The organism is Virgibacillus salexigens (assembly GCF_014905415.1).
Taxonomy (GTDB): Bacteria; Bacillota; Bacilli; order Bacillales; family Amphibacillaceae; genus Virgibacillus; species Virgibacillus salexigens.
The window spans coordinates 1,131,168-1,154,371 of record NZ_BNEO01000002.1; the positions used below are offsets into that span (position 1 = coordinate 1,131,168).

The following is a 23,204-nucleotide window of genomic DNA, read 5'->3' on the forward strand; positions in this document are numbered from 1 at the left end:
TTAAGTTATACTTTTTTCGTTCATTTGTTAATTAGTATAACACATTTATAATTGTGTGTGTTCCTTATTTTTGATTTCAGTATAAGTTTTAGTTTTCAAACAATTCATTATGGAGAGTTACTGAATTTAAAGGCTATTTTAATAAGCAGTTACAAAAAAACAGGTTGTCTGCGATTGAGACAACCTGTTCATGTAAAATTAAATGACATTCCAAGATGCTAAAAGACGTTCTAACTGTTCATAGGATTCATATTTGGTTTGATTATTATTAATAACTGCATCTGCCATTGCTGCTTTAGCTTTTACAGGCATTTGTGATGCAATACGTTGTTTTGCTTCGTGTTCAGAATAATTATTCCTCTTCATTAGACGTTCTAATTGCAATTGCTCATCAACATAGACAACAATTGTTTTCTCAACTAACGTGGTTAGTTTACTTTCGAATAGCAGCGGTATATCTAATACAACACAAGTTGCCCCAGCTTTAACATATCCGTCTCGGCGATCAAGCATTTTTTTGCGTACTGCTGGATGTACAATTTCATTTAACTGCTTTCGTTTTGTTTCTTCATTAAAAACAATGTCTCCAAGTTTCTCACGATTTAATGTCTTATCTTCCCTTAAAATATGGCTTCCAAATGTTTCAATTATTTGTTCATAAGCTATCTCTCCTGGATTTACGACTTCTCTTGAGATTTTATCTGCATCAATAACAGGAATATTAAAATCATCAAACATAAGTGAAACCGTACTCTTTCCAGTAGCAATACTACCTGTTAATCCAATGATTAATGCCATCATCTCACCTCTTTAATACCTGACACGAGGTACAAATATGGGTTCCTCGACCACCAATTTTCATTTTAACAATTGTCTTTCCACAATTTTTACAAGGTTTGTTTTCTTGTCCATAAACAAACAGCTCTTGCTGGAACATTCCCATATCGCCTTGACCATTAACGTAAGATCGAATTGTTGTACCACCCTTTATAACAGCTGCTTGAATAGTAGCTATCGCCTGTTTACGAATTTCCTTTATTTCTTTTTGAGTCAATCTATTCGCTTGCTTTAATGGATGAACTCCCGCTCTAAATAATGTTTCATCCACATAAATATTACCTAACCCGGCAACAATTGTTTGATCTAATAAAGCTGCTTTAATTACTCGTTCCGTCTTTTTTAACTTTGTAATAAAATATTCTGGTGTAAACGCATCATCAAATGGATCTGGCCCTAATAAGCATAAAGGCTTATTATCTTGTTCTTCCCCTTTTTTAAATAAATGCATTGTTCCAAATTTGCGAACATCATTATAGCGTAACTGATCTCCATTAGTAAAAGAGAAAATGACATGGGTGTGTTTCTTTTCTGGTTCTGAGCCTGCAGTTACACTATACTTCCCCTCCATTCGTAAATGGGATACGAGAACATAATCATCCAATTCGAATAACAAAAACTTCCCTTTTCGCTGGATATCTGTAATCGTTTGCCCTATGATTTCTGATTTAAATTGTTCCACATCATCAGGCCGTTTGATGATTTTTGGCCACCTTACATCTACATGCTCAATCGTTTTATTTAAGACAAATTGTCTTAAAGTGTTTCGAATTGTTTCTACTTCTGGTAATTCCGGCATCTCCTTATCTCCTTACTTCGCATCAAACCAGCTATCCCCATACGCATAATCCACTTTTAACGGAACGGCGAGTTCAACCGTTTCTTCCATTATAGCTGGTATAATCTCTTTTAGTTTATCTATCTCAGAACGTGGCGCCTCTACGATTAATTCATCGTGTACCTGCAGCAGCATTCTTGCTTGTAGCTTCTCTTCCTTTAACTTGTTATCCAGATCAATCATTGCTTTTTTAATAATGTCAGCAGCACTGCCTTGGATCGGTGAATTCATTGCCGTTCGCTCTGCAAAACTTCTAACATTAAAATTTCTACTCGTGATATCAGGCAGATACCTTCTACGTTTCATCAATGTACTTACAAACCCTTTGTGTTTCGCCTCTTGAACGATTTCTTCCATATATACTTTAACACCAGGATAACTAGCAAAATATCGGTCAATAAATTTTTTCGCTTCTTTTCTAGTAATACCTAGATTTTGGGATAGTCCATAGTCACTAATACCATATACAATGCCAAAGTTAACAGCTTTTGCTTGACGTCGCATATTAGCTGTAACTTGATCTTTTTCAACATGAAAGACATCCATTGCTGTTTGTGTATGAATGTCTATATTATTTTTGAAAGCAGCAATAAGTTTCTCATCATTGGCTATGTGAGCTAATACTCGTAATTCAATCTGCGAGTAATCAGCAGCAAACATTACCCAACCTTCCTTCGCTGGTACAAAGGCTTGTCGTATTTTTCTACCCTCTTCTAGACGAATCGGTATATTTTGCAAATTAGGGTCAATGGAACTTAATCTTCCTGTTTGTGTCAGTGCTTGATTAAAGCGGGTATGAATCTTGTTTGTTTCTTTATTTACTACCTTCAATAAGCCTTCAATATACGTAGATTGTAATTTACCCAGCTGGCGATATAATAGGAGTTTCGGAATAATTTCATGTTCATCTTGCAACTGTTCAAGGACATCCGCAGCAGTTGAATAGCCTGTCTTTGTTTTCTTAATCACTGGCAACTCCAGCTTTTCAAATAGAATTGGCCCTAATTGTTTTGGTGAATTTAAATTAAATGATTCTCCTGCTAAGTCATGCACTTCTTTCTCCAATTGATCCAATCGATCTTTTAAATTAACTCTCATTTCTTCTAAACGTTCTTTATCAACAGCTACTCCCGTATGCTCCATCTCACCTAGTATTAAAGCTAGAGGCATCTCGAGTTCTTTATATAAATCATATTGTTCATTTGCTTCAAGTTGCTGTTCCATCTTATTTCGTAATTCAAACATCACAGTTGCTTTACTAATTACATGTTCAGCTAAAACTTTTTGTTCAGGCAGCTTTAATTTAGCACCTTTACCATATATTTCTTCATCAAAGTAGCAATCATTTCTTCCGAACCGATTTCCAATTGCCGGTATGTCATGATTATTCTCTGATGGATTAAGTAGGTAGGATGCTAATAGCATATCGAATGTAATTCCTTTAATATGAATATCTTCTCTCAAAAGGGCGACGAGTGTTTTTTTTGCATCAAATACGAATTTCTTCTTTTTTCCATCTTCTAACCAATTTTGAAATGAAGTTGACCTCAATGCTTCTTCTGTTGGTAGAAAATAGGCATGCTCAGCATTAACGATCCCAAAGCCTTCAATTGCTAATTGATGATAGTTTTCCCCTAACATTTCAACAATTAACGCTTCTTCACCAGTTATCATATCAGCTGATAATTCGTTAATAACCGTATAATCAATCTCTGCTTTTTCGTAGACCATATCAGCTTCTTCATCTTGTCCATCTAATCGGCTAAGCAATGATTGAAAACCTAATTGTTTAAAAACTTCACTTACCTTCTTCTGCTCATATCCATTGTAAGTAATATCTTTGGTAGAAATCGTTACTGGCGAATCGCGTTCGATCGTAACAAGTTGTTTACTCATAAATGCGTCTTCTTTATGATTTGTAAGTTTCTCTTTTAGTTTTTTACCACTGACTTTATCTATATGTTCATATACATTTTCTAATGTCTCAAATTGCTTTAAAAGCTTAACTGCAGTCTTCTCTCCAACGCCAGGTACACCTGGGATATTATCAGAGTTATCTCCCATTAAAGCTTTTAGGTCAATAATTTGATCCTGCGAAATTTCCATTTTGTTTTTCAAAAAAGTAGGTGTATATCGCTCTACCTCACTTATACCTTTTTTGGTTAGATTAACGGTAACCTTGTCTGAGACAAGTTGAAGCAGATCTTTATCTCCAGAAATAACCGTTACATCCCATTTGTCTTTTCTTACACGCTTGGACAATGTGCCGATAATATCATCTGCTTCATAGTTGTCGAGTTGATAATGAGCAATTTCAAATGCATCTAATACTTCCTTTAATAAAGGGAACTGTTCAGATAGCTCTGGTGGTGTCTTTTGACGTCCACCTTTATACTCTTTATAAGTTGTATGTCGAAAAGTTGTCTTGCCTGCATCAAATGCAACAAGCATATGGGTAGGTTCCTCTTCCTTCAGGATACGAAGAAGCATCGTTGTAAAACCATATACTGCATTTGTATAAACACCTTTATCATTATTCAACAATGGCAAGGCAAAAAAGGCTCGATAAATAATACTATTTCCATCTATTAATACTAATTTATTGCTCATAGTCTCGCCTCCGAAAATTCATCATTAAACATATTTTATCATTCTAGCTTTATAAAGTGAAACGACAGTATAACACAAAAAAGCAAAAACACACTTTAATCAAGAATGTTTTTGCTTCCAGTTACTTTAGGAAGGATGACAGTGATTGTTGTCCCTTCGTTTACTTCACTTTCGATTTGAATATCCCCGTCATGCACCTCAACGATATGCTTGACAATAGCTAAACCCAACCCTGTACCTCCTGTATTTCTACTTCTCGCTTTATCAACACGATAGAAACGTTCAAAAATACGGGGTAGAGACTCCTTCGCAATACCGATTCCAGTATCTTTTATTTGAAGGTAAATACTTTCATCGTCCTCAGCAGCAGATAAATTAATTTCCCCTGCTTCTGGGGTGTAGTTAATGGCATTATCAATTAAATTTAACATGATTTGTTTTACTTTTTCTTTATCCGCTGTTAATTCTACATTAGGTTCAACATCCGTAGAAAATGATAATTTCTTTTCTGTTAATTTATGTTCAATAATTGGAGTAATTTCATGGATGGCTTCTTTCACATCAAATGTTGATAGTACAAGTTGAAAATTCTCTTTTTCTAATCGTGATAAAATTAATAAATCCTCAATTAAAAGTTGTAGACGATTACTTTCTTTATAGATAATTTCTAAGAATTCTTTGTTTTCATCGGATTGATCCGCAGAATTATCAAGCAATGTCTCTGCAAAGCCTTTAATTGAAGTAATCGGTGTTTTCAACTCATGGGATACATTAGCAACGAAGTCCTTCCTCATCAATTCTAGCTTTTTCATTTCAGTAATATCGTAAAGTACAAGAACTGCACCTTTTAAGATATTGCGATCATCAAAGATAGGTGCACCCACTATTTCAATATAGTATTTATCAAGACCTTTAAAATGGGTGAATTCTTCTTTTATATTTCGTTCGTAGAGAAAGGTTTTTTGTACAGTCTCATGGATAATCTCGTTATTTAACACGTCATAATATAAATAGCCTTGGTAGGCTTTTGAAGAATTACCAAATAGAGTAATGAACTTTTTATTTACAAAGTGAATATACCCTTTTGAATCAATTAAAACCAAGCCACTTTGGGTATTTTCGATAATCGTGGATAACTGTTCGGATTGCATCTGTTCTTGAATAGATATCTCACTTAAATTACGTGCAAGTGAATTTATCTTGGTGCTTAATAAGCCAATACTATCGCTTGTAGGATGATGAAACCTTGCACGATAATTCCCCTTCACAATCTCATCGATTGTATTAGTCGCTTTATTTACAGGCTTTATGAAGCGGTCATAAAAGTTTAATAAAAATAATAATAGTACTATAAATTGAATAAGCAGCACTGCAATTAATACAAAGGAATGGCCGATTAAAAAACTTAATAAAATAGCAGTAAATGCTACAACAAGAAAAATACCAATAACATATCCGAAAATTGGCTTCTTAAACAAAAATCGCATTAACTAGGGTCCTCCATTTTATATCCCAGACCTCTGACTGTTTTTATATAAACAGGTTTTTTTGAATCTGGTTCAATTTTATCTCGTAAATGCGAAACATGAACATCCACGATACGAGTATCTCCAACAAAATCATAATCCCACACACCACTAAGCAACTGATCTCTGGATATAACCTTACCTTTATTTTTTGCTAAATAATAAAGTAGTTCAAATTCTTTTCGGGTAAAGGTGATTACCTTATGATGCATTTCTGCTTCATATCTTTCCGGATAAACAGTCAATTCGCCAATTTGTATATACGAAAAATTGGATTTTTCTACTTTTGTTGACCGTCGAAGAATTGCCTTGATTCTTGCAATGACTTCTTTCGGACTAAATGGCTTTGTTAAATAATCATCTGCCCCAAGTTCCAGACCAAGTACCTTATCAAACTCCTCATCCTTAGCGGTCAACATTAGAATTGGTGTGTCTATTTGATTATTTCGAAGATATCTACAAACATCCATCCCATCCATTTCTGGCAGCATAAGATCGAGAACTATTAAATCGTACCCGGTACTTTCGGCTTTCTGGACAGCTTGATTCCCATCATAAGCAACATCCGTTTGGAATCCTGCTTTTTCAATATTGTAATTTAATAATGTAACAATTGACTTCTCATCGTCTACAATCAATATTTTTTCATTCATGTGTACAGTCCCCGTTTCTGATCGCTAGTAGATTATTTGTTACACTCTCATCTTACAATGAATAGGTATTAATGTGAACAAGCTGAGAGTTTGTAAATTAAAATTTACAAACTAATCTGATGCTTCGTTGAAAGAAAAAATACTATCCTCTTACTGAATAGTATTTCCGAGCAGCGATATTTATTCCTCATTCCATATTTGTCAGTTAAAAAAAGTTTTCTAAAGATTGAGCTGTCAGAGTATTTGGCTTACATGCTGGACAAACATAAAGCTTTCCTTTCACCACTTCATTTCCTTCTTGATCGGTTCCAGAGACACTCATCGCTACGCGTTGATTATGATGATCAATAGCAATGACTTTAATAAGAAATTGTACATTCATGTTGTGATAAACTGGGTTCGGAAATGTCATTTCATGTTGTGTTATATGGCTACCTGGACCTGGTAAGTGCATAGATACGATAGAAGAAATCATACCAAATAGCATTACAGATGGTACAATTGGCTTTTTATAATCAGTTAATGATGCATAATCATGCTGAAGATATAACGGATTCGCATCATTGGATAACCCCAAATATAACAATAAATCGCGATCACCCATCTTCTTCGTCTCTGAATACGAATCGCCAATACTTATATCCTTTAACTCTTTTCCTAATGCCCGCCTTTTTCCTAACACAATATCCCCCCTAAATGTAAATCAGTAAATGTAAGCGCTTTCTATTATATCAAAGTCATCATAATATTTCCAATAAAATTCTCTATACATTATAAAAAAGCTCCTATCTATATTGTTATAGATAGGGGCTTTTATCAACTTATTCTAATACATTTAGTACATTTTTAACAGAATCTGCGGATTTATCTAGCGCAGCCTTTTCATCTTCTGTTAAGTCTAATTCAATAATTTCTTCAATTCCTTTACCACCTAATACGGTTGGTACTCCTAAATAAATATCCGAGTATCCATATTCTCCTTCCAAATAGGCAATGGAAGGAAGAACACGCCGTTGGTCTTTAAGAATTGCTTCAGCCATCACAGTTAAAGATGCAGCTGGAGCATAATAAGCACTGCCATTTCCTAATAAACCTACAATTTCTCCTCCACCTTTGCGAGTACGTTCTACAATGGCGTCAAGTCGATCTTTAGAAATTAATTTTTCTAATGGAATACCACCTGCATAAGAATAACGAATTAATGGAACCATGTCGTCACCATGACCACCTAGTACAAATCCAGTTACATCTTTAACAGATAGGTTTAGTTCTTGTGCAACAAAAGTACGGAATCTAGCTGTATCAAGAACGCCGGACTGTCCAATTACACGTTCTTTCGGTAATCCAGATTCCTTAAACACCGTATATGTCATTGCATCCACTGGGTTTGTTAATACTACGATATAAGTATCAGGCGAATAGTTAACAATTTCTTTTGTTACGGATTTCATGATCTTTGCGTTGGTGTTCACTAAATCATCACGGCTCATACCTGGCTTACGTGCAATACCTGCTGTAATAATAACCAAGTCAGAGTCTTTTGTATCTTCGTAATTAGCAGTTCCAATAATGGATGCGTCAAATCCTTGTACTGGACTTGCCTCTAACATATCAAGGGCTTTCCCTTTTGTTGGATCCTCCATATCTGGAATATCTACAAGTACTACATCTCCTAATTCCTTTTGCGCCATCATTAATGCAGTTGTTGCTCCAGTAAATCCAGAGCCAATTACGGATACTTTACTTCTCTTAATAGCCATTTTAAAATCCCCTTTGCACATTAATCCATGTTTTTAATTAGTTCATCTGCGAACTCTGAGCATTTCACTTCAGTAGCCCCATCCATTAATCGAGCGAAATCATACGTAACCACTTTCGAGGCAATTGTTTTATCCATAGCTTTGGTAATTAGATCAGCCGCTTCTCTCCATTCTAAATGTTCAAGCATTAATACAGCTGACAGAATAACAGAAGATGGATTTACTTTATCTAATCCTGCATATTTAGGAGCAGTTCCATGAGTAGCCTCAAAAATCGCATGTCCTGTGTCATAATTAATGTTTGCCCCTGGAGCAATACCGATTCCGCCTACTTGTGCTGCAAGTGCATCCGAAATATAATCTCCATTCAAGTTCATTGTAGCAACAACATCAAATTCATTTGGTCTGGTAAGTATTTGTTGTAAGAAGATATCAGCAATAGCATCTTTTATTAAAATCTTTCCTGCAGCCAACGCTTCATCTTGTGCTTTATTTGCAACATCTTTTCCTTCTTTTTCAATGATACGATCATACTCTGCCCAAGTGAAAACTTTATCACCAAATTCTTCCTCAGCTACTTCATATCCCCAAGCTTTAAATGATCCTTCTGTAAATTTCATGATGTTACCTTTATGTACTAAAGTAACACTCTTACGTCCTTCATTTAATGCATATTGAATACTAGCACGCACTAATCGTTTCGTTCCTTCCTCTGAAACTGGCTTCACACCAATACCCGATGTTTCAGGGAAGCGAATATTTGTTACATTCATTTCATTTTTCAAGAAATCAATCACTTTTTTCACTTCATCTGAACCTTTTTGCCACTCGATACCTGCATAAATATCTTCTGTGTTTTCACGGAAAATTGCCATATCTACATCCTCTGGACGTTTCACAGGTGATGGAACACCTTCAAAGTAACGAACAGGACGTAAACACGTGAATAGATCTAATTCCTGGCGTAATGCCACATTTAACGAACGAATACCCCCACCAATTGGAGTAGTAAGAGGCCCTTTAATAGCAATTTTATATTCATTAATTTTATCAAGTGTATCCTGTGGAAGCCATTCGCCAGACTGATCAAATGACTTTTGACCAGCGTATACTTCCAGCCAATCAATCTCTTTTTTGCCATTGTATGCTTTCTCAACAGAAGCTTCAATCACTCTACGAGCAGCCGCCCAAATATCTGGACCTGTTCCATCCCCCTCAATAAATGGAACAATTGGTTTATTTGGTACATGCATTTGTCCATTTTCTACAATAATCTTTTCTCCCTGTGCCATATCAATGAATACCTCCTAATTTCATTATGCATTTATAGTTTAGCAAAGATTTCCGTTTATGAACATCTTTGTTCCCAAACAAAAATACATGCGTGCTTTCCTGATTAAATTGGTAAGTTTACTTTATTTAAGATTACTACCTTATCGCTTATCAATTGATACATATTCTGGCGACTTCGGACCTGTATATTCTGCGCGTGGTCGGATTAATCGATTATTTTCATACTGTTCTAGAATATGCGCTAGCCAACCAGATACACGACTTACTGCAAATATCGGAGTAAATAAATCATGATCAATTCCCAAGCTATGATATACGGATGCAGAATAAAAATCTACATTGGCTGGAAGCCCTTTGTGTTCCTTAATGTAATCCTCAATTTTGATCGACATGTTATACCATTTGGATTGGCCAGTTAATTTAGTTAGTTGTCTAGACATTTCTCTTAAGAATTTAGCACGTGGATCACCGTTTCGGTATACACGATGTCCCATGCCCATAATTTTTTCTTTATTTTCAAGCTTTTCTTTAATATATGGTATCGCATTTTCTTCTTCGCCAATTTCGGTAAGCATTTTCATCACACGTTCATTGGCTCCCCCATGAAGCGGCCCTTTCAATGCCCCAATAGCAGCGGTTACGCCGGAATAAATATCGGATAATGTAGCAACACACACACGAGCTGTAAATGTAGAAGCGTTTAATTCATGGTCAGCATGAAGTACGAGAGCCTTATTGATTGCTTCCACTTCAATGTCTTTAGGTGATTCACCATTTAACATGTATAAGAAGTTCTCTGAATAGCTGTATTCCTTCTTCGGTTTAATAGGCGCTTTACCTTGGCGTATTCTTGCGAAAGCCGTTACAATTGTAGCGATTTTTGCCTGAATTCGAACTGCTTTCTTCTTATTCACTTCTTGTTCCATTACATCCGCTTCTTCATCATATAAACCTAGTAAAGAAACGGCGGTACGTAATGCTGCCATCGGGTGAACGGTAGAAAGATCATAGGAACGTAAATGGTCAATAATTGCATCAGGCAATTCCATATTTGCAGCAAGATCTGCTCTTAAAGCCTCTAATTCAGCTTTTGTCGGCAGCTTTTGATTCCAAAGTAAGTAGATAACTTCTTCAAAGCTCGAATTCTTAGCTAAATCATCAATCTTATACCCAACATATGTAAGCTGGTCATCTATAATTGAGCTAATTGACGATTGAGTTGCTACAACTCCTTCAAGGCCTTTCGTTGTTGCTGTCATAACAAACCCTCTCCTTTATAAATATTCAGGATATTATCTTTTTTTCGACAATATTCTAATAATAATATAATTACCCCCATTGATAATTATAAAGTATTATGAATCTAATGTGAATTGAAACCGATTAACTTCACTTATAAATTTTACTAGAACTCCATTTTTTTTGCAAAAAGAGTGACATTTCTTCTAATTTATAAAATGTATGGAAAGCACTTTTCGCTTCAAGTACGCTTTATGTTTTAAATAATTATTCTAACTTCTTCGTTTGTCTCATAAGTAATATAGATAGAATCTATATTACTTTAAAATGGGGTTAAATTATGTACAAGCCATTATTTTATCAACTGTTACGACTGCTCATTGTAGTTAGTTTTATTTTCGCCATCTATATCATAATCACAGCAAGCTTTGTATATTTATACCCTTTATTCATTGCCATTTTAATAGCAATGCTTATGAACCCAACGGTAACAACATTAGAAGTGAAATTAAAATTCCCTAGAATGTTAGCAGTCGTTACAACAATGATTTTATTTATTTCCTGTATTAGTGGCGTCTTTTTATTCATTTTTTCAGAGCTTTTTCAAGGTACGTTATTTCTTGCTGAGAAATTACCACAACACTTCCAGACCTTTAGTGGGTATATCACCGATTTCATCAACAATACGATTATGCCGCTATATCAGAAGGTTTTGTCTTATTTTCAAATGTTAGATACTGCACAGCAGCATGCTATTAGCGATAATGTTCAGCAATTCTTGAATAACCTTACTACTTCAGCAACTGGTTTCTTACAAGATTTATTGTTCAAACTGCCCGGTGTTATTACTTCATTACCAGGATCGATAACAGTATTCATTTTTATTTTACTTGCTGTTTTTTTAATTTCAAATGACTATTCTAATTTACGCCAATTAATGATAAGCATGATTCCATCCATTGTAAAAAGCCCAGGAAAAAAAATAACCAGACACCTTAAAAAAACAGTGGCTGGTTATTTAAAAGCACAACTCATTCTTGTATTAATTAATGCTTTTATTGTCTATGTTGGGCTTCTATTATTCCAATTTGAACATGCCTTTACGATTGCACTATATACCGCTTTTGTCGATTTGCTCCCTTATATCGGCTCAGGGATTATTTTTGTACCATGGATGTTCTATTTATTCCTTATTGGAAATTATTCGATGACCATTAACTTATCAATTCTTTACGGAATCATTATTATTGTCAGGCAGGTAATCGAACCAAAGGTTCTATCCTCAAGTATGGGATTACACCCGCTTGCAGCATTAATTATTCTTTTTATTGGGATTCAACTTTGGGGAGTCTCCGGGTTTATTCTTGCACCTGTTTTTCTAATTGTCATAAATGCCTTACATCGGGCAGGAACTTTTCAAGATGTATGGCGGTTCATCAAAGGTTGATTACCATTTACGATATATGATAGTTCGGTTGGTAATTATATGCTTAATAAATTGCTCTATCCGTCGCTTAAATAGCTTCCTTGTAGTTGGAATTACTAATAAAAAGCCTATTGCGTCAGATATAAATCCCGGCGTTACTAATAAGACAGCACCAATTAATATACAGATTCCATCAATGATATAACCAGTGGGGGCTTCTCCATTTCGCATGGATAGCTGCGCTCGCTGCCATGTTTCAATTCCTTGCTGTTTAGCCAAATAAAAGCCTACAGCACCAGTAAGCAGAACTAATAATACGACCCACCAAGGTCCAATCATGTCACCAATCCATATAAATACACCGATTTCAAATGCAGATAATAAAAAAGCAGTCAATAAAAACCATCGCATAAGACAAGTCACCTCTTTCACTACAGGATAAAAGTTAAAAAGGGCATATCGATTGCTTGTTACAAACACCTGGCATCATGTAAAGAAACAGTGAAAGAGATCAATGCACCTCTTTCACTGTCTTCCATTTTAAAGGACTCTGGTATGTCCTTGATAAATATCCCCTTTTGTACCATCAATTGTAATATCTTCCCCATTATTTATGAGGTCAAATACATTTTTGACGCCTACAATTACTGGAATTCCTAGACTTAATCCAACCACTGCAGCGTGTGAAGTGAGTCCACCTTCTTCCGTAATTATTCCACTAGCTTTTTCAATGGCAGGCATCATTTCACGGTCTGTGCCGTATGTTACTAAGATATCTCCTTCTTCAACTTGTTGAATTGCTTCCTCTGCCGATTTTACAACCACTGCTTTCCCATAAGCACTTTTTCTACCGATCCCTTGACCTTTACCAATTACATCACCAATCACATGAACCTTCATTAGGTTTGTAGTTCCACTTTCACCTACAGGAACTCCAGCAGTAATAATAACGCGATTTCCATGTTCAACTATACCAGTTTGTAACCCACGTTCAACTGCTATATCTAACATTTCATCCGTCGAGTTAGCACGGCGCCCCATTACTGCATGCACACCCCAGACAAGTGAAAGTTGACGATTGACTCTTTCTGAGAATGTTACGGCAAGAATGGGTACTTGTGGTCGATATTTTGAAATCATTCTGGCAGTATGACCACTTTCTGTTGGAGTAATAATAGAGCTTACAGATAGGTTCATCGCAGTATGCGTAACAGATTGGCTAATCGCATCCGTAATTGTCATGTCTACATGTTTAGAACGATCACGTAATATAGAATTATGATCTAACCCGGTCTCTGCTTTTAATGCAATATTACTCATTGTTTGTACAGACTCTACTGGATAATCACCAGCAGCTGTTTCTCCAGACAACATGATTGCATCTGTTCCATCAAAAATTGCATTTGCAACATCTGAAGCTTCCGCTCTAGTTGGTCTTGGATTTCTTTGCATTGAATCTAACATTTGTGTCGCAGTAATGACAGGCTTACCTGCAGTATTGCACTGTTTAATTAATCTCTTTTGTACAAGCGGTACGTCTTCTGCAGGAATTTCAACTCCAAGATCTCCACGTGCAACCATTAATCCATCACTTATTTCAAGAATACTGTCAATATTATCTACGCCTTCTTGGTTTTCGATTTTAGGAATAATTTGAATGTGTGTTGCATCGTGCTTTTCTAGTAATTCTTTTATCTCTAGGATATCTGATGGACGTCTGACAAATGATGCTGCGATAAAATCGACATTCTGTTCAATGCCAAATTCAATATCGTTCGCGTCTTTTTCTGTTATCCCTGGTAGGTTAACTGAAACATTCGGTACATTTACACCTTTTTTATTTTTAATCATTCCTGTATTCAAAGCAATTGTCTTCAATTCTTGATTTGCTCTATCTATTTCTTGAACCTCTAGTTCGATTAATCCATCATCCAATAGGATTTTAGAGCCTTCATGTACGTCATTAATTAATCCCGGATACGTAACTGAAAACCTGTCTGCAGTCCCTTCTAATTCTTTCATGGAGACATAGATTACATTTCCTTGAACTAGTTCAGCCTGTCCATCCTTAAAATTTCCAGTACGAATTTCTGGACCCTTTGTATCTAATAAAATGGCTACGGTTTTACCTGTTCTCTCTGCAGCCTCCCGAATACTTTTAATTCGCGCGCCATGTTCTTCATAATCTCCATGTGAAAAATTTAAACGGGCTACATTCATACCTGATTCAATTAATTGCTCCAACTTTTCAATTGATTCTGAAGCAGGACCTATCGTACATACAATTTTTGTGTTTCTCATTTCACACTTCCTCCTTATAATACCTGTAAAGAAATTCTAAAGTTAGATCGATAATTCTTGGGATAGCTTGTACATATCTTGGTTAATTGTATGCTGCTCATTTAAAATTTTCGTTATATCATGATCGACCAAGGAATTATTCTCGATTCCGACCATTCTTCCTGCTTTTCCTTCAAGTAGCAAATCAACTGCTTTAGCACCAAGTCTACTTGCAAGTACACGATCAGACCCAGATGGTGATCCTCCCCGTTGGATATGGCCAAGGACGGTTACTCGTGTTTCTAAATTGGTTTCTTTTTCAATTTTTTCTCCATATTCGAAGCCGCTTCCTACACCTTCTGCAAGGACAATAATACTATGTTTTTTACCGCGTTTATGCCCACGTCTCAGCTTATCAATGACTGTCGAAAAATCCTCTTGCTTTTCTGGGATTAAGATACTTTCAGCACCATCAGCTAATCCAGCCCATAGCGCCAAATCGCCAGCATCTCTTCCCATTACTTCTATGATATACGTTCGCTTATGAGAGGTTGCGGTATCACGAACTTTGTCAACTGCCTCAATTATTGTATTTAATGCAGTATCAAAACCAATTGTAAAATCAGTACCTGCAATATCATTATCTATGGTTCCAGGAACTCCTATACATGGATAGCCTTTTTCTGTCAATTTTTGAGCACCTCTAAAGCTACCATCCCCTCCAATAATAATTAATCCTTCAATTCCAAATTTATTCAGCTGTTCAATCCCTCTTTGCTGTCCTTCATCTGTTTTAAAAGCTTCACTTCTAGCAGAATATAGAATGGTACCGCCACGATGGATAATATCTCCAACAGAACCAATTTCCATTCGCTCAATATTACCTTCCATTAACCCTTGATAACCATATTTGATGCCATAAACTTCTATATTATGATAAATGGCTTTTCTCACAACAGCACGAATGGCTGCATTCATACCAGGAGCGTCACCACCACTAGTTAACACACCAATTTTCTTCATTAAATTATCTCACCTCATGTCGTACGATTTCTCTTTTAAAAATAATTCCTCTCTTTAAGATAATTGGAAACAAGTAAAATAGCAATCGAAAGCATAATGAATTGAAAAGTTTTTACAACATATAACTAGCTATGTAGTATGCCTTCATTCAAGTTAAACGTCCATTTGTCTAAAACACGAAGTAGAGGTTGACTGTAGTGTCAACCTCTTGTCAGTACGTAAAGACGCAATCAAATCTAAATCAAAACTTTGTTTTTACCTTTTAAGCTACTTCCAATAAATAACAAGCGATTTCCTTTACTGTACTGTCTTATATTCGCCTATCTGCTTGTACTTTTCCCATCGTTGTTCCAATAATTGGTCAACAGAATACTGCATTAAAGATTGAAGTGATTTTTCCAATACTTCATCTAGATAAGCAGCTTGTTGATCTAAATCTCGATGTGCTCCACCTTTAGGTTCAGGTATTATATTATCAATCACATTCAGTTTCTTCAAATCATAAGCTGTTATCTTCATCGTCTCGGCAGCACGTTGAGCATACGCAGAATCTTTCCATAGAATAGATGCAGCACCTTCAGGAGAGATAACCGAATACGTACTATTTTCAAGCATATGAATTTGATCCCCTACTCCTAATGCTAAGGCGCCACCACTACCGCCTTCACCAATAACAATACAGATGACTGGCACCGTTAATCCAGCCATTTCCATTAAATTTCGAGCTATTGCCTCACTCTGTCCTCTTTCTTCAGCAGCTTTTCCTGGGTACGCTCCTTTTGTATCAATGAAACAGATAATTGGTCGTGAAAACTTTTCAGCTTGTTTCATATGTCTTAATGCTTTGCGATACCCTTCCGGATGAGGCATACCAAAATTTCTCCGAATATTTTCTTTTGTATCTTTCCCTCGTTGGTGACCAATAACAGTTACAGGCTTGTCTTTGTAATAGGCTATTCCTGCTACAATTGCTTCGTCATCTCCAAATAAGCGATCTCCATGAAATTCAATAAAATCTTCAAATAGTTTATCTATATAATCTAATGTAGTCGGACGCTCCGCATGTCTAGCCAGTTGAACACGATCCCACGGTTTTAAATTACCATATATATCAGCTTCTAACACAGCTAACCTTTTTTCAAGCGTCGAAATCTCTTCACTAAGGTCAATCTCACTATCTTTTGTAAAACGCTTAAGCTCAGCAATTTTCTCCTTTAAATTTACGATGGGTTTTTCAAATTCTAATACTTGTTTCACTTTTCATTCCCACCTTTCTGATGAAACTTAAGCAATAATGAAAGTACTTCTTTCATTTCTAATCGGTTCACCACTTTGTCAAGTTGTCCATGCTTCAATTGGAACTCAGCTGTCTGAAAATCATCTGGCAGTTTTTCTCTGATGGTTTGTTCAATAATCCGTCTTCCAGCAAATCCAATTAACGCTCCTGGCTCCGCAAAATTATAATCTCCTATCGAAGCAAAGCTAGCGGATACTCCCCCAGTTGTTGGATGGGTCATTACAGAAATCATGAGACCACCTGACTCGCTAAACCGTTTAATTGCTATCGCTGTTTTAGACATCTGCATTAAGCTTAGTAAACCTTCTTGCATCCTTGCCCCACCAGAGGCTGTGAAAATAATGAAAGGAATACCTTCAACTCTTGCATTTTCAACTGCTCTAGCAATCTTTTCCCCGATAACAGAACCCATGCTTCCCATACGAAAACTAGAGTCCATAACTGCAAAAGCAGTAGCTTGTCCATCAATTGTTCCTTTTCCAGTTACGACCCCTTCATTAAGCCCAGTTTTCTTTTGATCTTTTTCTACTTTTTCTTCATAACCTGGAAAAGCTAATGGGTTTCCTGTCGTTAACGCTTGATCCCACTCTTCAAAGGTATCATCATCAAATAACGTATCGATACGATCCCAAGCTTGTAAGGGGTGATGATAGCCACAATTCGGACATACCTGTAAATTCTTATTCATTTCTTTTCGATAATATATTTTGTGACATCCGCTACATTTTTGCATTAATCCTTCCGGAACATCCGCTTTTGCTTGTTCACTTGGGATAGACGCATATTTTTTCCGCTTGCCAAAAAAATCTTTAAGCAAGGCAAATTCCTCCTTTTCAAACAAACCCGTGGCAAATAACATAAGTAAAGAACTACAACCATTATATTAAATCCAGGCTTCGAAAACTGTCAGAAATAGTTGTCAAAACTATGATTTATTCGGGACTGTGTCGAATAAATCGTCAATAGAATAATGATCCTTATCTAGAAAAATTTGTATTAGTTCAATATAAAACGATTTATCAGTCCCAACATTCTCTACAGTCGTAGCGAAGTCAAACATTAAATGCCAAACTTTCCATAGTAACAAATTATTGGTTTTCTCAAAAATATAGGTGAAGAAAGCAGCATGTCTGGCATTTTGCTTGGTATAGGTTGCATTAATAATCGTACTTAAATGACTTACCTCTTTTTCAGTTAAATGATATAAAACTAGTTTAACTGCTTCTTTCTCAAGTAAACGTATCGTTTCCACCAAATCAACTTTAACTTGATCTCCTTGTAGAATAAATGATGACAGTAATTCAACCGTTTGATGTGGTCGATAAGTACTTAAAAAAGTACCCTCCCCATGCCTTGTTTCTATCAAACCTAATAATTCCATAGCTCGCAATGCCTCTCTTATCGAAGATCTGCCAGCTTGAAGGTTTTCAGCAAGCTCCCTTTCGGAAGGGAGCTTGTCTCCAGGTTGTAAATCATTACTATCAATAAACTGGCGTATTTCTTTTAATACACCCTGATATACCTTTTGCTTTGATGGCATGGACACAGCCATGACTCACTCCTTTTAACACATTATTTATCATCAATTTGTGTTAATTTTCTAGTCTTTTCAGCAACATCTTCTGGATTTACTTCAATTCTCGCTACACCTGATTCCATTGCGGCCTGTGCAACACTCTTTGCTACAATCGGAGCTACTCTAGCATCAAAAGGTGCAGGGATGACATAATCCTCATTCAATTCGTCTTCCGCAATTAATGAAGCAATTGCATTAGCTGCTGCAACCTTCATTCTTTCATTTATTCTAGTAGCTCTTACATCTAAAGCTCCACGGAAGATACCAGGGAACGCAAGCACATTATTTACTTGATTTGGAAAGTCCGAGCGACCGGTACCAATTACTTTTGCTCCAGCTTCTTTCGCTACTTCTGGCATAATTTCTGGGTCAGGATTCGCCATTGCAAAAATAATGGAGTCATCGTTCATCTTTTCCACCATCTCTTTTGTAAGTGCGCCTCCAACAGATACACCAATGAACACGTCTGCTCCATCAAGCATTTCTTCTAAACTTCCTTCTTGTTTATCTTGGTTGGTATAAGCAGCAACCCGCTCTTTTACATCATTCATACCATAGGAACGTCCTTCATATATTGCCCCTCTAGAGTCACACATAATCATATCGCGCACACCAAAGTTATATAATAATTTAATAATAGCTATTCCTGCTGCGCCTGCTCCATTTGCGACAACTTTTATATCAGAGAAAGATTTTCCTACGAGTTTAAGAGCATTAATTAAACCTGCCACGGTGACAATGGCTGTTCCGTGTTGATCATCATGAAAGATAGGTATATTTGTTTCTTTTTTCAAACGTTCTTCAATAATAAAACAGTTTGGTGCTGCAATATCTTCTAAATTCACTCCACCAAATGTTGGCTCCATTAATTTAACAGTTTGTACAATCTCGTCTATGTTTTGCGTACCCAAACAAATTGGAAAGGAATCCACACCAGCAAAGCTCTTAAATAAGACAGACTTCCCTTCCATTACGGGCAATGCCGCCTCAGCTCCAATATTACCAAGCCCTAAAACCGCTGACCCATCACTGACAACCGCAACCATATTCCCTTTCATTGTATAATCATAGACTGTTTCTTTACGATCATGAATTGCTTTACAAGGCTCAGCTACACCAGGGGAATACGCTAGACTTAACTCCTCTGCATTCGTAACTGGGATTTTTGAGTGAGTTGTCAATTTGCCTTTATTTACTTTATGCAAGTGTAATGCTTGATCTCTTAAGCTTGCCATCTTTACTAATCGCTCCTTTTCGCAGAAAAATACGATACTATATGGTTGCACGAGTGGTCTGACCACATTTAACTCTTCCATTATAACAGATGGTTTTTGTGTGTAAAGTAATCCTGATTATTTAACCTTTGTCTAAAACCACGCTATCCTTACCAAAAAAAGCTTTTAAGTCTTTTAAACAGTCGGTTGTTGGCTGCAGAAAATACGCCTCAGAAAGTTGATAGGTTTTCCTATTTTGCTCTTGAAAGATAATTACAGGAATATTTCCAGGGTAATAGTGAGCCATTTGTTTTAATTTTTCTATACCAGCTTCACTAGCTTCTCCTGTTAGTTTAATAAATAAACGAGTGGATTTCATTTCCTCCAATCGATCATCTGTTAGTTCAATAATAGAAGATAGTAACCACTGAACACCTTGATTTCTACTTTCCAAATTCCCTTCAATCAATACAAGCGTTTCTTCTTTTAACCATCGATTTACATTGCGGTATAGCTCTGGAAAAACAACTGCTTCCATCTCACCTGACTCATCTCCTAATGTTAAAAAAGCCATCGGATCTCCTCTTTTTGTTCGGATTGTTTTAATAGATTGAATAACAGCAGCACTTTTTATATTTTTTTTACCAGCCAACGTAAGCGCAAGTGATAAAGAAACATGACCATGTTGTTTTAATTGCATTCTATATGATTGTAGAGGATGACTTGACATATAAACACCAAGGAATTCCTTCTCATCAGCCAATTTCTTAAACTGTGAAAAATCCTCTATATCTACATAATCGCCTTCAAGTTCAATTTGATCTTGAAACAGGTTAGGCTGGCCAAGAAATTCTTTAAATAATTCACCTTGTTCCATTGCTTGATCAATGGTCGCCAACAAGCTTGCTCTATTTTGATTACTTTCATCGAATGCACCAACCATAATTAATACCTCAAGTGTTTGTCGGTTGACTGCCTTCGATGAAACACGTAAGCAAAAATCAAATAAATTTTTAAATGGCCGTTCTTTGCGAACGCGAATTATTTCTTGTACGGCTTGTTTGCCTAATCCTTTCACTTGTAATAAGCCCATTCGAATTTTATTTCCTTCTACTGCATATTTACCAAAACTTTTATTAATAGAAGGAGGCAGTACATCTAGGTGCAAAGCCTTCAGCTCACGTATATAGGATTGCAATTTCTCTTGCTGATTAACAGAAGAGCTGAGTAACTCAGCGAAAAATGCCGCAGGGTAATGGGCTTTTAAATAAGCCAGCTGATAAGAGATGCGGCTGTAAGCTACTGCATGACTTCGGTTGAAACCATAATTCGAAAAACGTACAATCCATTCGAAAATTTCTTCAGCAACCTTTTTTGAGTAGCCATTACGGACACATCCAGCAATAAAATCAGTTTTTTGCTCTGCCATAAGTTGTTCTTGCTTTTTACTTACTGCTCTTCGCAATATATCTGCCTTACCTAAAGAAAATCCTGCTATTCTATTAGCTATCTGCATAATTTGCTCTTGATAAACTAATACCCCGTAGGTCTTCGACAATATCGGAGCTAAGTCAGGATGTGGGTAAGTGATTGCTTCTTCCCCATGCTTTCTCCTTATAAAGGTAGGAATATATTCCATTGGTCCAGGTCGATAAAGCGCATTAACCGCAACGATATCTTCAAACTCAGTTGGCTTTAATTGCTGCAACACGCGTTTCATCCCCTGTGACTCGAGCTGAAATACACCGTTTGTTTTTCCATGCTGTAACATGGAAAAAGTTAAGTTATCTTCTGGAGGTAGGTTTTTTAAATGGGTATCGTCATTGGAAATATAGCGAATGGTTTGCAGGACTTTTTCTAGCAGTGTTAAGTTACGAAGCCCTAATAAGTCAATCTTTAATAATCCTATTGCTTCCAGGTCATTCATCGGGAATTGTGTTAAATTGCTATCCCCAGTACCCATTGTTAAAGGGATATATTCATTTAACGGCTTTTCCGTGATAACAATACCTGCTGCATGTGTGGAAACATGTCTAGGTATTCCTTCCAACTTTACAGCGACTGTAAAAAGTAATTTTAGCGGCTCAGATGTTTTGATATAATTTTTAAGCTCGTCTGATGCAGTTATGATTTCAGAAATCCGTTGTTTGGCTTGTACAGGAATATGCCGCAATATAAATGATGCATCTTGTTGATTTATATTCATTGTTTTGATTAATTCTCTTATTAAAGAACGTGCAGCAAATGTACCAAAAGTAATGATTTGTGCTACATGATCCCTACCATATTTATGTTGAACATAATCAATCACTTCATCCCGACGCCAATCCGAGAAATCAATATCAATATCTGGCATTGTCATACGCTCTGGGTTTAGAAAACGTTCAAATAATAAATCATATTTGATCGGGTCAATATCGGTTATTTCTAAAACATAGGCAACTAATGATCCTGCTGCAGACCCCCTACCTGGGCCAACTACAATGGGTTGTTCTTTTGCATATTGAATAAAGTCTGCCACAATTAAAAAATAATCACTAAATTGCATTGCTTTAATGGTATTGAGCTCAAACTTTAAACGTTCTCTGATGGTTTTCGTGATGTTAGCATATTTATCATGTAACCCTTCCCAGCATCGATTTTCCAGCCATGTATGAGCGTTTACACCATCAGGGAGTGGAAACGATGGCAGGAAACGTTGATTAAAATCAAACACTACCTCACATTTTTTTTCTATTCGTTCTGTATTTGTTATAGCTTCTGGCCAAAACGAAAAAAAATGCTGCATTTCAGCTGCTGTAGACAAATGACGGTAATAATAAGCAGAAGGGATGTTTTTACCATCCCAATTCTCATTATTTTTGATTGCTTGTAAGCAATCAAAAGCAATTACATCCTTTTCTTGGAGATAACGCACATCATTTATAGCAACTGGTGGAAGCGAATAGCTTGTAAGAAACGACTTTACTGCTTCGTAACGATTCGTCTCCTCGTTCACGCTACTTTCAATCCCTACATAAAAGTCGCCTTCAATAAACATATCTTTTATAATTGCTAATTTTTTAAATGCTTCTTCATAATCATTAGCTTGAATATTGGTAAAGATGCTTGATTGTTTCTCAGAGAATATCCCGATACAGTTTTTGGTATACGCTGCTAATTGATGATCTTCTATATATTTGGCCTCTTGCTGTTGAATCAATGTACTTAATTTAATTAAATCATGATAACCATGATTGTCTTTTGCTAAGAGGGTTATCTCGTCCAGTTTATCTTGTTCCGCGTGGACGTAAACAGACATACCAATAATTGGTTTAATTCCATACTTTTTACATGTTTTATAGAAAGTAATAGCCCCATATAGTACTTGCTCATCTGTCAAAGCTAATGCTTCAAATCCTGATTTTTTTGCTTTCTTAACTAAATGATCGATCGTTATTGTACTATTTAACAGGCTATAACTACTTCGTACTTGTAAATGTGTGTACGACATTTTATCCCGCCTTTAAATTCTCTATGACCCATTATACCAATCTATGTAGAACATGCATACGGAAACGCTGATAACTTTGCATAACTCGTCCCATGTAATCATAAAATGGAAACAACATGACTCACAGGGGAGTGCGTCC

General features: G+C 36.2%; 18 protein-coding genes. 1 reads left to right on the top strand and 17 read right to left on the bottom strand.

The features are described 5' to 3' along the window. Positions 1–198: 198 nt before the first annotated feature. The 9 genes from coaE to citZ all read right to left on the bottom strand — a co-directional run bounded on the left by coaE (position 199) and on the right by citZ (position 10,776). Positions 199–798: a dephospho-CoA kinase gene (gene coaE, locus JKP73_RS13685; RefSeq protein ID WP_200411459.1), complete on the bottom strand. Its 600-nt coding sequence runs from the start codon at positions 796–798 to the stop codon at positions 199–201. Between the two features lie 4 nt (positions 799–802). After that, the gene (gene mutM / locus JKP73_RS13690) at positions 803–1,636 is read right to left on the bottom strand and encodes a DNA-formamidopyrimidine glycosylase (protein WP_021290886.1); all 834 of its coding nucleotides are present in this window, start codon (positions 1,634–1,636) and stop codon (positions 803–805) included. A gap of 12 nt (positions 1,637–1,648) precedes the next feature. Further along, positions 1,649–4,285, bottom strand: a complete 2,637-nt coding sequence (gene polA / locus JKP73_RS13695) for a DNA polymerase I (RefSeq protein WP_021290885.1) — start codon at positions 4,283–4,285, stop codon at positions 1,649–1,651. A 95-nt stretch (positions 4,286–4,380) separates the two neighbouring features. Continuing rightward, the gene (gene pnpS, locus JKP73_RS13700; protein ID WP_021290884.1) at positions 4,381–5,772 is read right to left on the bottom strand and encodes a two-component system histidine kinase PnpS; all 1,392 of its coding nucleotides are present in this window, start codon (positions 5,770–5,772) and stop codon (positions 4,381–4,383) included. After that, positions 5,772–6,464, bottom strand: a complete 693-nt coding sequence (locus JKP73_RS13705) for a response regulator transcription factor (RefSeq protein ID WP_021290883.1) — start codon at positions 6,462–6,464, stop codon at positions 5,772–5,774. The genes pnpS and JKP73_RS13705 overlap by 1 nt, the downstream gene beginning before the upstream one ends. 205 nt (positions 6,465–6,669) lie before the next feature. Beyond that, positions 6,670–7,146, bottom strand: coding sequence for a MaoC/PaaZ C-terminal domain-containing protein (locus JKP73_RS13710; RefSeq protein ID WP_021290882.1), 477 nt, complete (start codon positions 7,144–7,146; stop codon positions 6,670–6,672). Between the two features lie 139 nt (positions 7,147–7,285). Beyond that, positions 7,286–8,224: a malate dehydrogenase gene (gene mdh, locus JKP73_RS13715; protein WP_021290881.1), complete on the bottom strand. Its 939-nt coding sequence runs from the start codon at positions 8,222–8,224 to the stop codon at positions 7,286–7,288. Positions 8,225–8,244: 20 nt separating this feature from the next. Next, complete coding sequence (gene icd / locus JKP73_RS13720; RefSeq protein ID WP_200411414.1) at positions 8,245–9,516, bottom strand: NADP-dependent isocitrate dehydrogenase; 1,272 nt, start codon at positions 9,514–9,516, stop codon at positions 8,245–8,247. Positions 9,517–9,657: 141 nt separating this feature from the next. After that, the gene (gene citZ, locus JKP73_RS13725) at positions 9,658–10,776 is read right to left on the bottom strand and encodes a citrate synthase (RefSeq protein WP_200411415.1); all 1,119 of its coding nucleotides are present in this window, start codon (positions 10,774–10,776) and stop codon (positions 9,658–9,660) included. Positions 10,777–11,096: 320 nt separating this feature from the next. Here citZ and ytvI point away from each other — a divergent pair, with 320 nt between their 5' ends. Then, a complete protein-coding gene (gene ytvI, locus JKP73_RS13730) occupies positions 11,097–12,203 on the top strand; it encodes a sporulation integral membrane protein YtvI (protein ID WP_200411416.1) in 1,107 nt (368 codons plus the stop codon). Here ytvI and JKP73_RS13735 read toward each other — a convergent pair whose 3' ends face one another. From JKP73_RS13735 to dnaE, 8 genes are all read right to left on the bottom strand, one after another. Continuing rightward, complete coding sequence (locus JKP73_RS13735; protein WP_021290877.1) at positions 12,204–12,593, bottom strand: FxsA family protein; 390 nt, start codon at positions 12,591–12,593, stop codon at positions 12,204–12,206. 129 nt (positions 12,594–12,722) lie between these two features. After that, complete coding sequence (gene pyk, locus JKP73_RS13740) at positions 12,723–14,483, bottom strand: pyruvate kinase (protein ID WP_200411417.1); 1,761 nt, start codon at positions 14,481–14,483, stop codon at positions 12,723–12,725. Between the two features lie 42 nt (positions 14,484–14,525). Beyond that, positions 14,526–15,485, bottom strand: coding sequence for a 6-phosphofructokinase (gene pfkA / locus JKP73_RS13745; RefSeq protein ID WP_021290875.1), 960 nt, complete (start codon positions 15,483–15,485; stop codon positions 14,526–14,528). Positions 15,486–15,782: 297 nt separating this feature from the next. After that, entirely contained in the window at positions 15,783–16,742 is a 960-nt protein-coding gene (gene accA / locus JKP73_RS13750) for an acetyl-CoA carboxylase carboxyl transferase subunit alpha (protein WP_038243275.1), read from the bottom strand. Continuing rightward, entirely contained in the window at positions 16,739–17,599 is an 861-nt protein-coding gene (gene accD / locus JKP73_RS13755; RefSeq protein ID WP_021290873.1) for an acetyl-CoA carboxylase, carboxyltransferase subunit beta, read from the bottom strand. Before accD ends, accA begins: the two co-directional genes overlap by 4 nt. 108 nt (positions 17,600–17,707) lie before the next feature. Continuing rightward, a complete protein-coding gene (locus JKP73_RS13760; RefSeq protein ID WP_021290872.1) occupies positions 17,708–18,334 on the bottom strand; it encodes a FadR/GntR family transcriptional regulator in 627 nt (208 codons plus the stop codon). Positions 18,335–18,354: 20 nt separating this feature from the next. Beyond that, complete coding sequence (gene ystJ, locus JKP73_RS13765; RefSeq protein ID WP_021290871.1) at positions 18,355–19,593, bottom strand: NADP-dependent malic enzyme; 1,239 nt, start codon at positions 19,591–19,593, stop codon at positions 18,355–18,357. A 121-nt stretch (positions 19,594–19,714) separates the two neighbouring features. Further along, a complete protein-coding gene (gene dnaE, locus JKP73_RS13770; protein ID WP_038243272.1) occupies positions 19,715–23,065 on the bottom strand; it encodes a DNA polymerase III subunit alpha in 3,351 nt (1,116 codons plus the stop codon). Positions 23,066–23,204: the final 139 nt, after the last annotated feature.

What these genes read in the sequence shown, in the direction of transcription:
- dnaE (WP_038243272.1), bottom strand. Translation starts at nt 23,065, where the DNA reads ATGTCGTACACACATTTACAAGTACGAAGTAGTTATAGCCTGTTAAAT.
- pfkA (WP_021290875.1), bottom strand. Translation starts at nt 15,485, where the DNA reads ATGAAGAAAATTGGTGTGTTAACTAGTGGTGGTGACGCTCCTGGTATG.
- JKP73_RS13760 (WP_021290872.1), bottom strand. Translation starts at nt 18,334, where the DNA reads ATGGCTGTGTCCATGCCATCAAAGCAAAAGGTATATCAGGGTGTATTA.
- coaE (WP_200411459.1), bottom strand. Translation starts at nt 798, where the DNA reads ATGGCATTAATCATTGGATTAACAGGTAGTATTGCTACTGGAAAGAGT.
- mdh (WP_021290881.1), bottom strand. Translation starts at nt 8,224, where the DNA reads ATGGCTATTAAGAGAAGTAAAGTATCCGTAATTGGCTCTGGATTTACT.
- JKP73_RS13735 (WP_021290877.1), bottom strand. Translation starts at nt 12,593, where the DNA reads ATGCGATGGTTTTTATTGACTGCTTTTTTATTATCTGCATTTGAAATC.
- icd (WP_200411414.1), bottom strand. Translation starts at nt 9,516, where the DNA reads ATGGCACAGGGAGAAAAGATTATTGTAGAAAATGGACAAATGCATGTA.
- pyk (WP_200411417.1), bottom strand. Translation starts at nt 14,483, where the DNA reads ATGAGAAACACAAAAATTGTATGTACGATAGGTCCTGCTTCAGAATCA.
- JKP73_RS13705 (WP_021290883.1), bottom strand. Translation starts at nt 6,464, where the DNA reads ATGAATGAAAAAATATTGATTGTAGACGATGAGAAGTCAATTGTTACA.
- ystJ (WP_021290871.1), bottom strand. Translation starts at nt 19,593, where the DNA reads ATGGCAAGCTTAAGAGATCAAGCATTACACTTGCATAAAGTAAATAAA.
- mutM (WP_021290886.1), bottom strand. Translation starts at nt 1,636, where the DNA reads ATGCCGGAATTACCAGAAGTAGAAACAATTCGAAACACTTTAAGACAA.
- pnpS (WP_021290884.1), bottom strand. Translation starts at nt 5,772, where the DNA reads ATGCGATTTTTGTTTAAGAAGCCAATTTTCGGATATGTTATTGGTATT.
- polA (WP_021290885.1), bottom strand. Translation starts at nt 4,285, where the DNA reads ATGAGCAATAAATTAGTATTAATAGATGGAAATAGTATTATTTATCGA.
- citZ (WP_200411415.1), bottom strand. Translation starts at nt 10,776, where the DNA reads ATGACAGCAACAACGAAAGGCCTTGAAGGAGTTGTAGCAACTCAATCG.
- ytvI (WP_200411416.1), top strand. Translation starts at nt 11,097, where the DNA reads ATGTACAAGCCATTATTTTATCAACTGTTACGACTGCTCATTGTAGTT.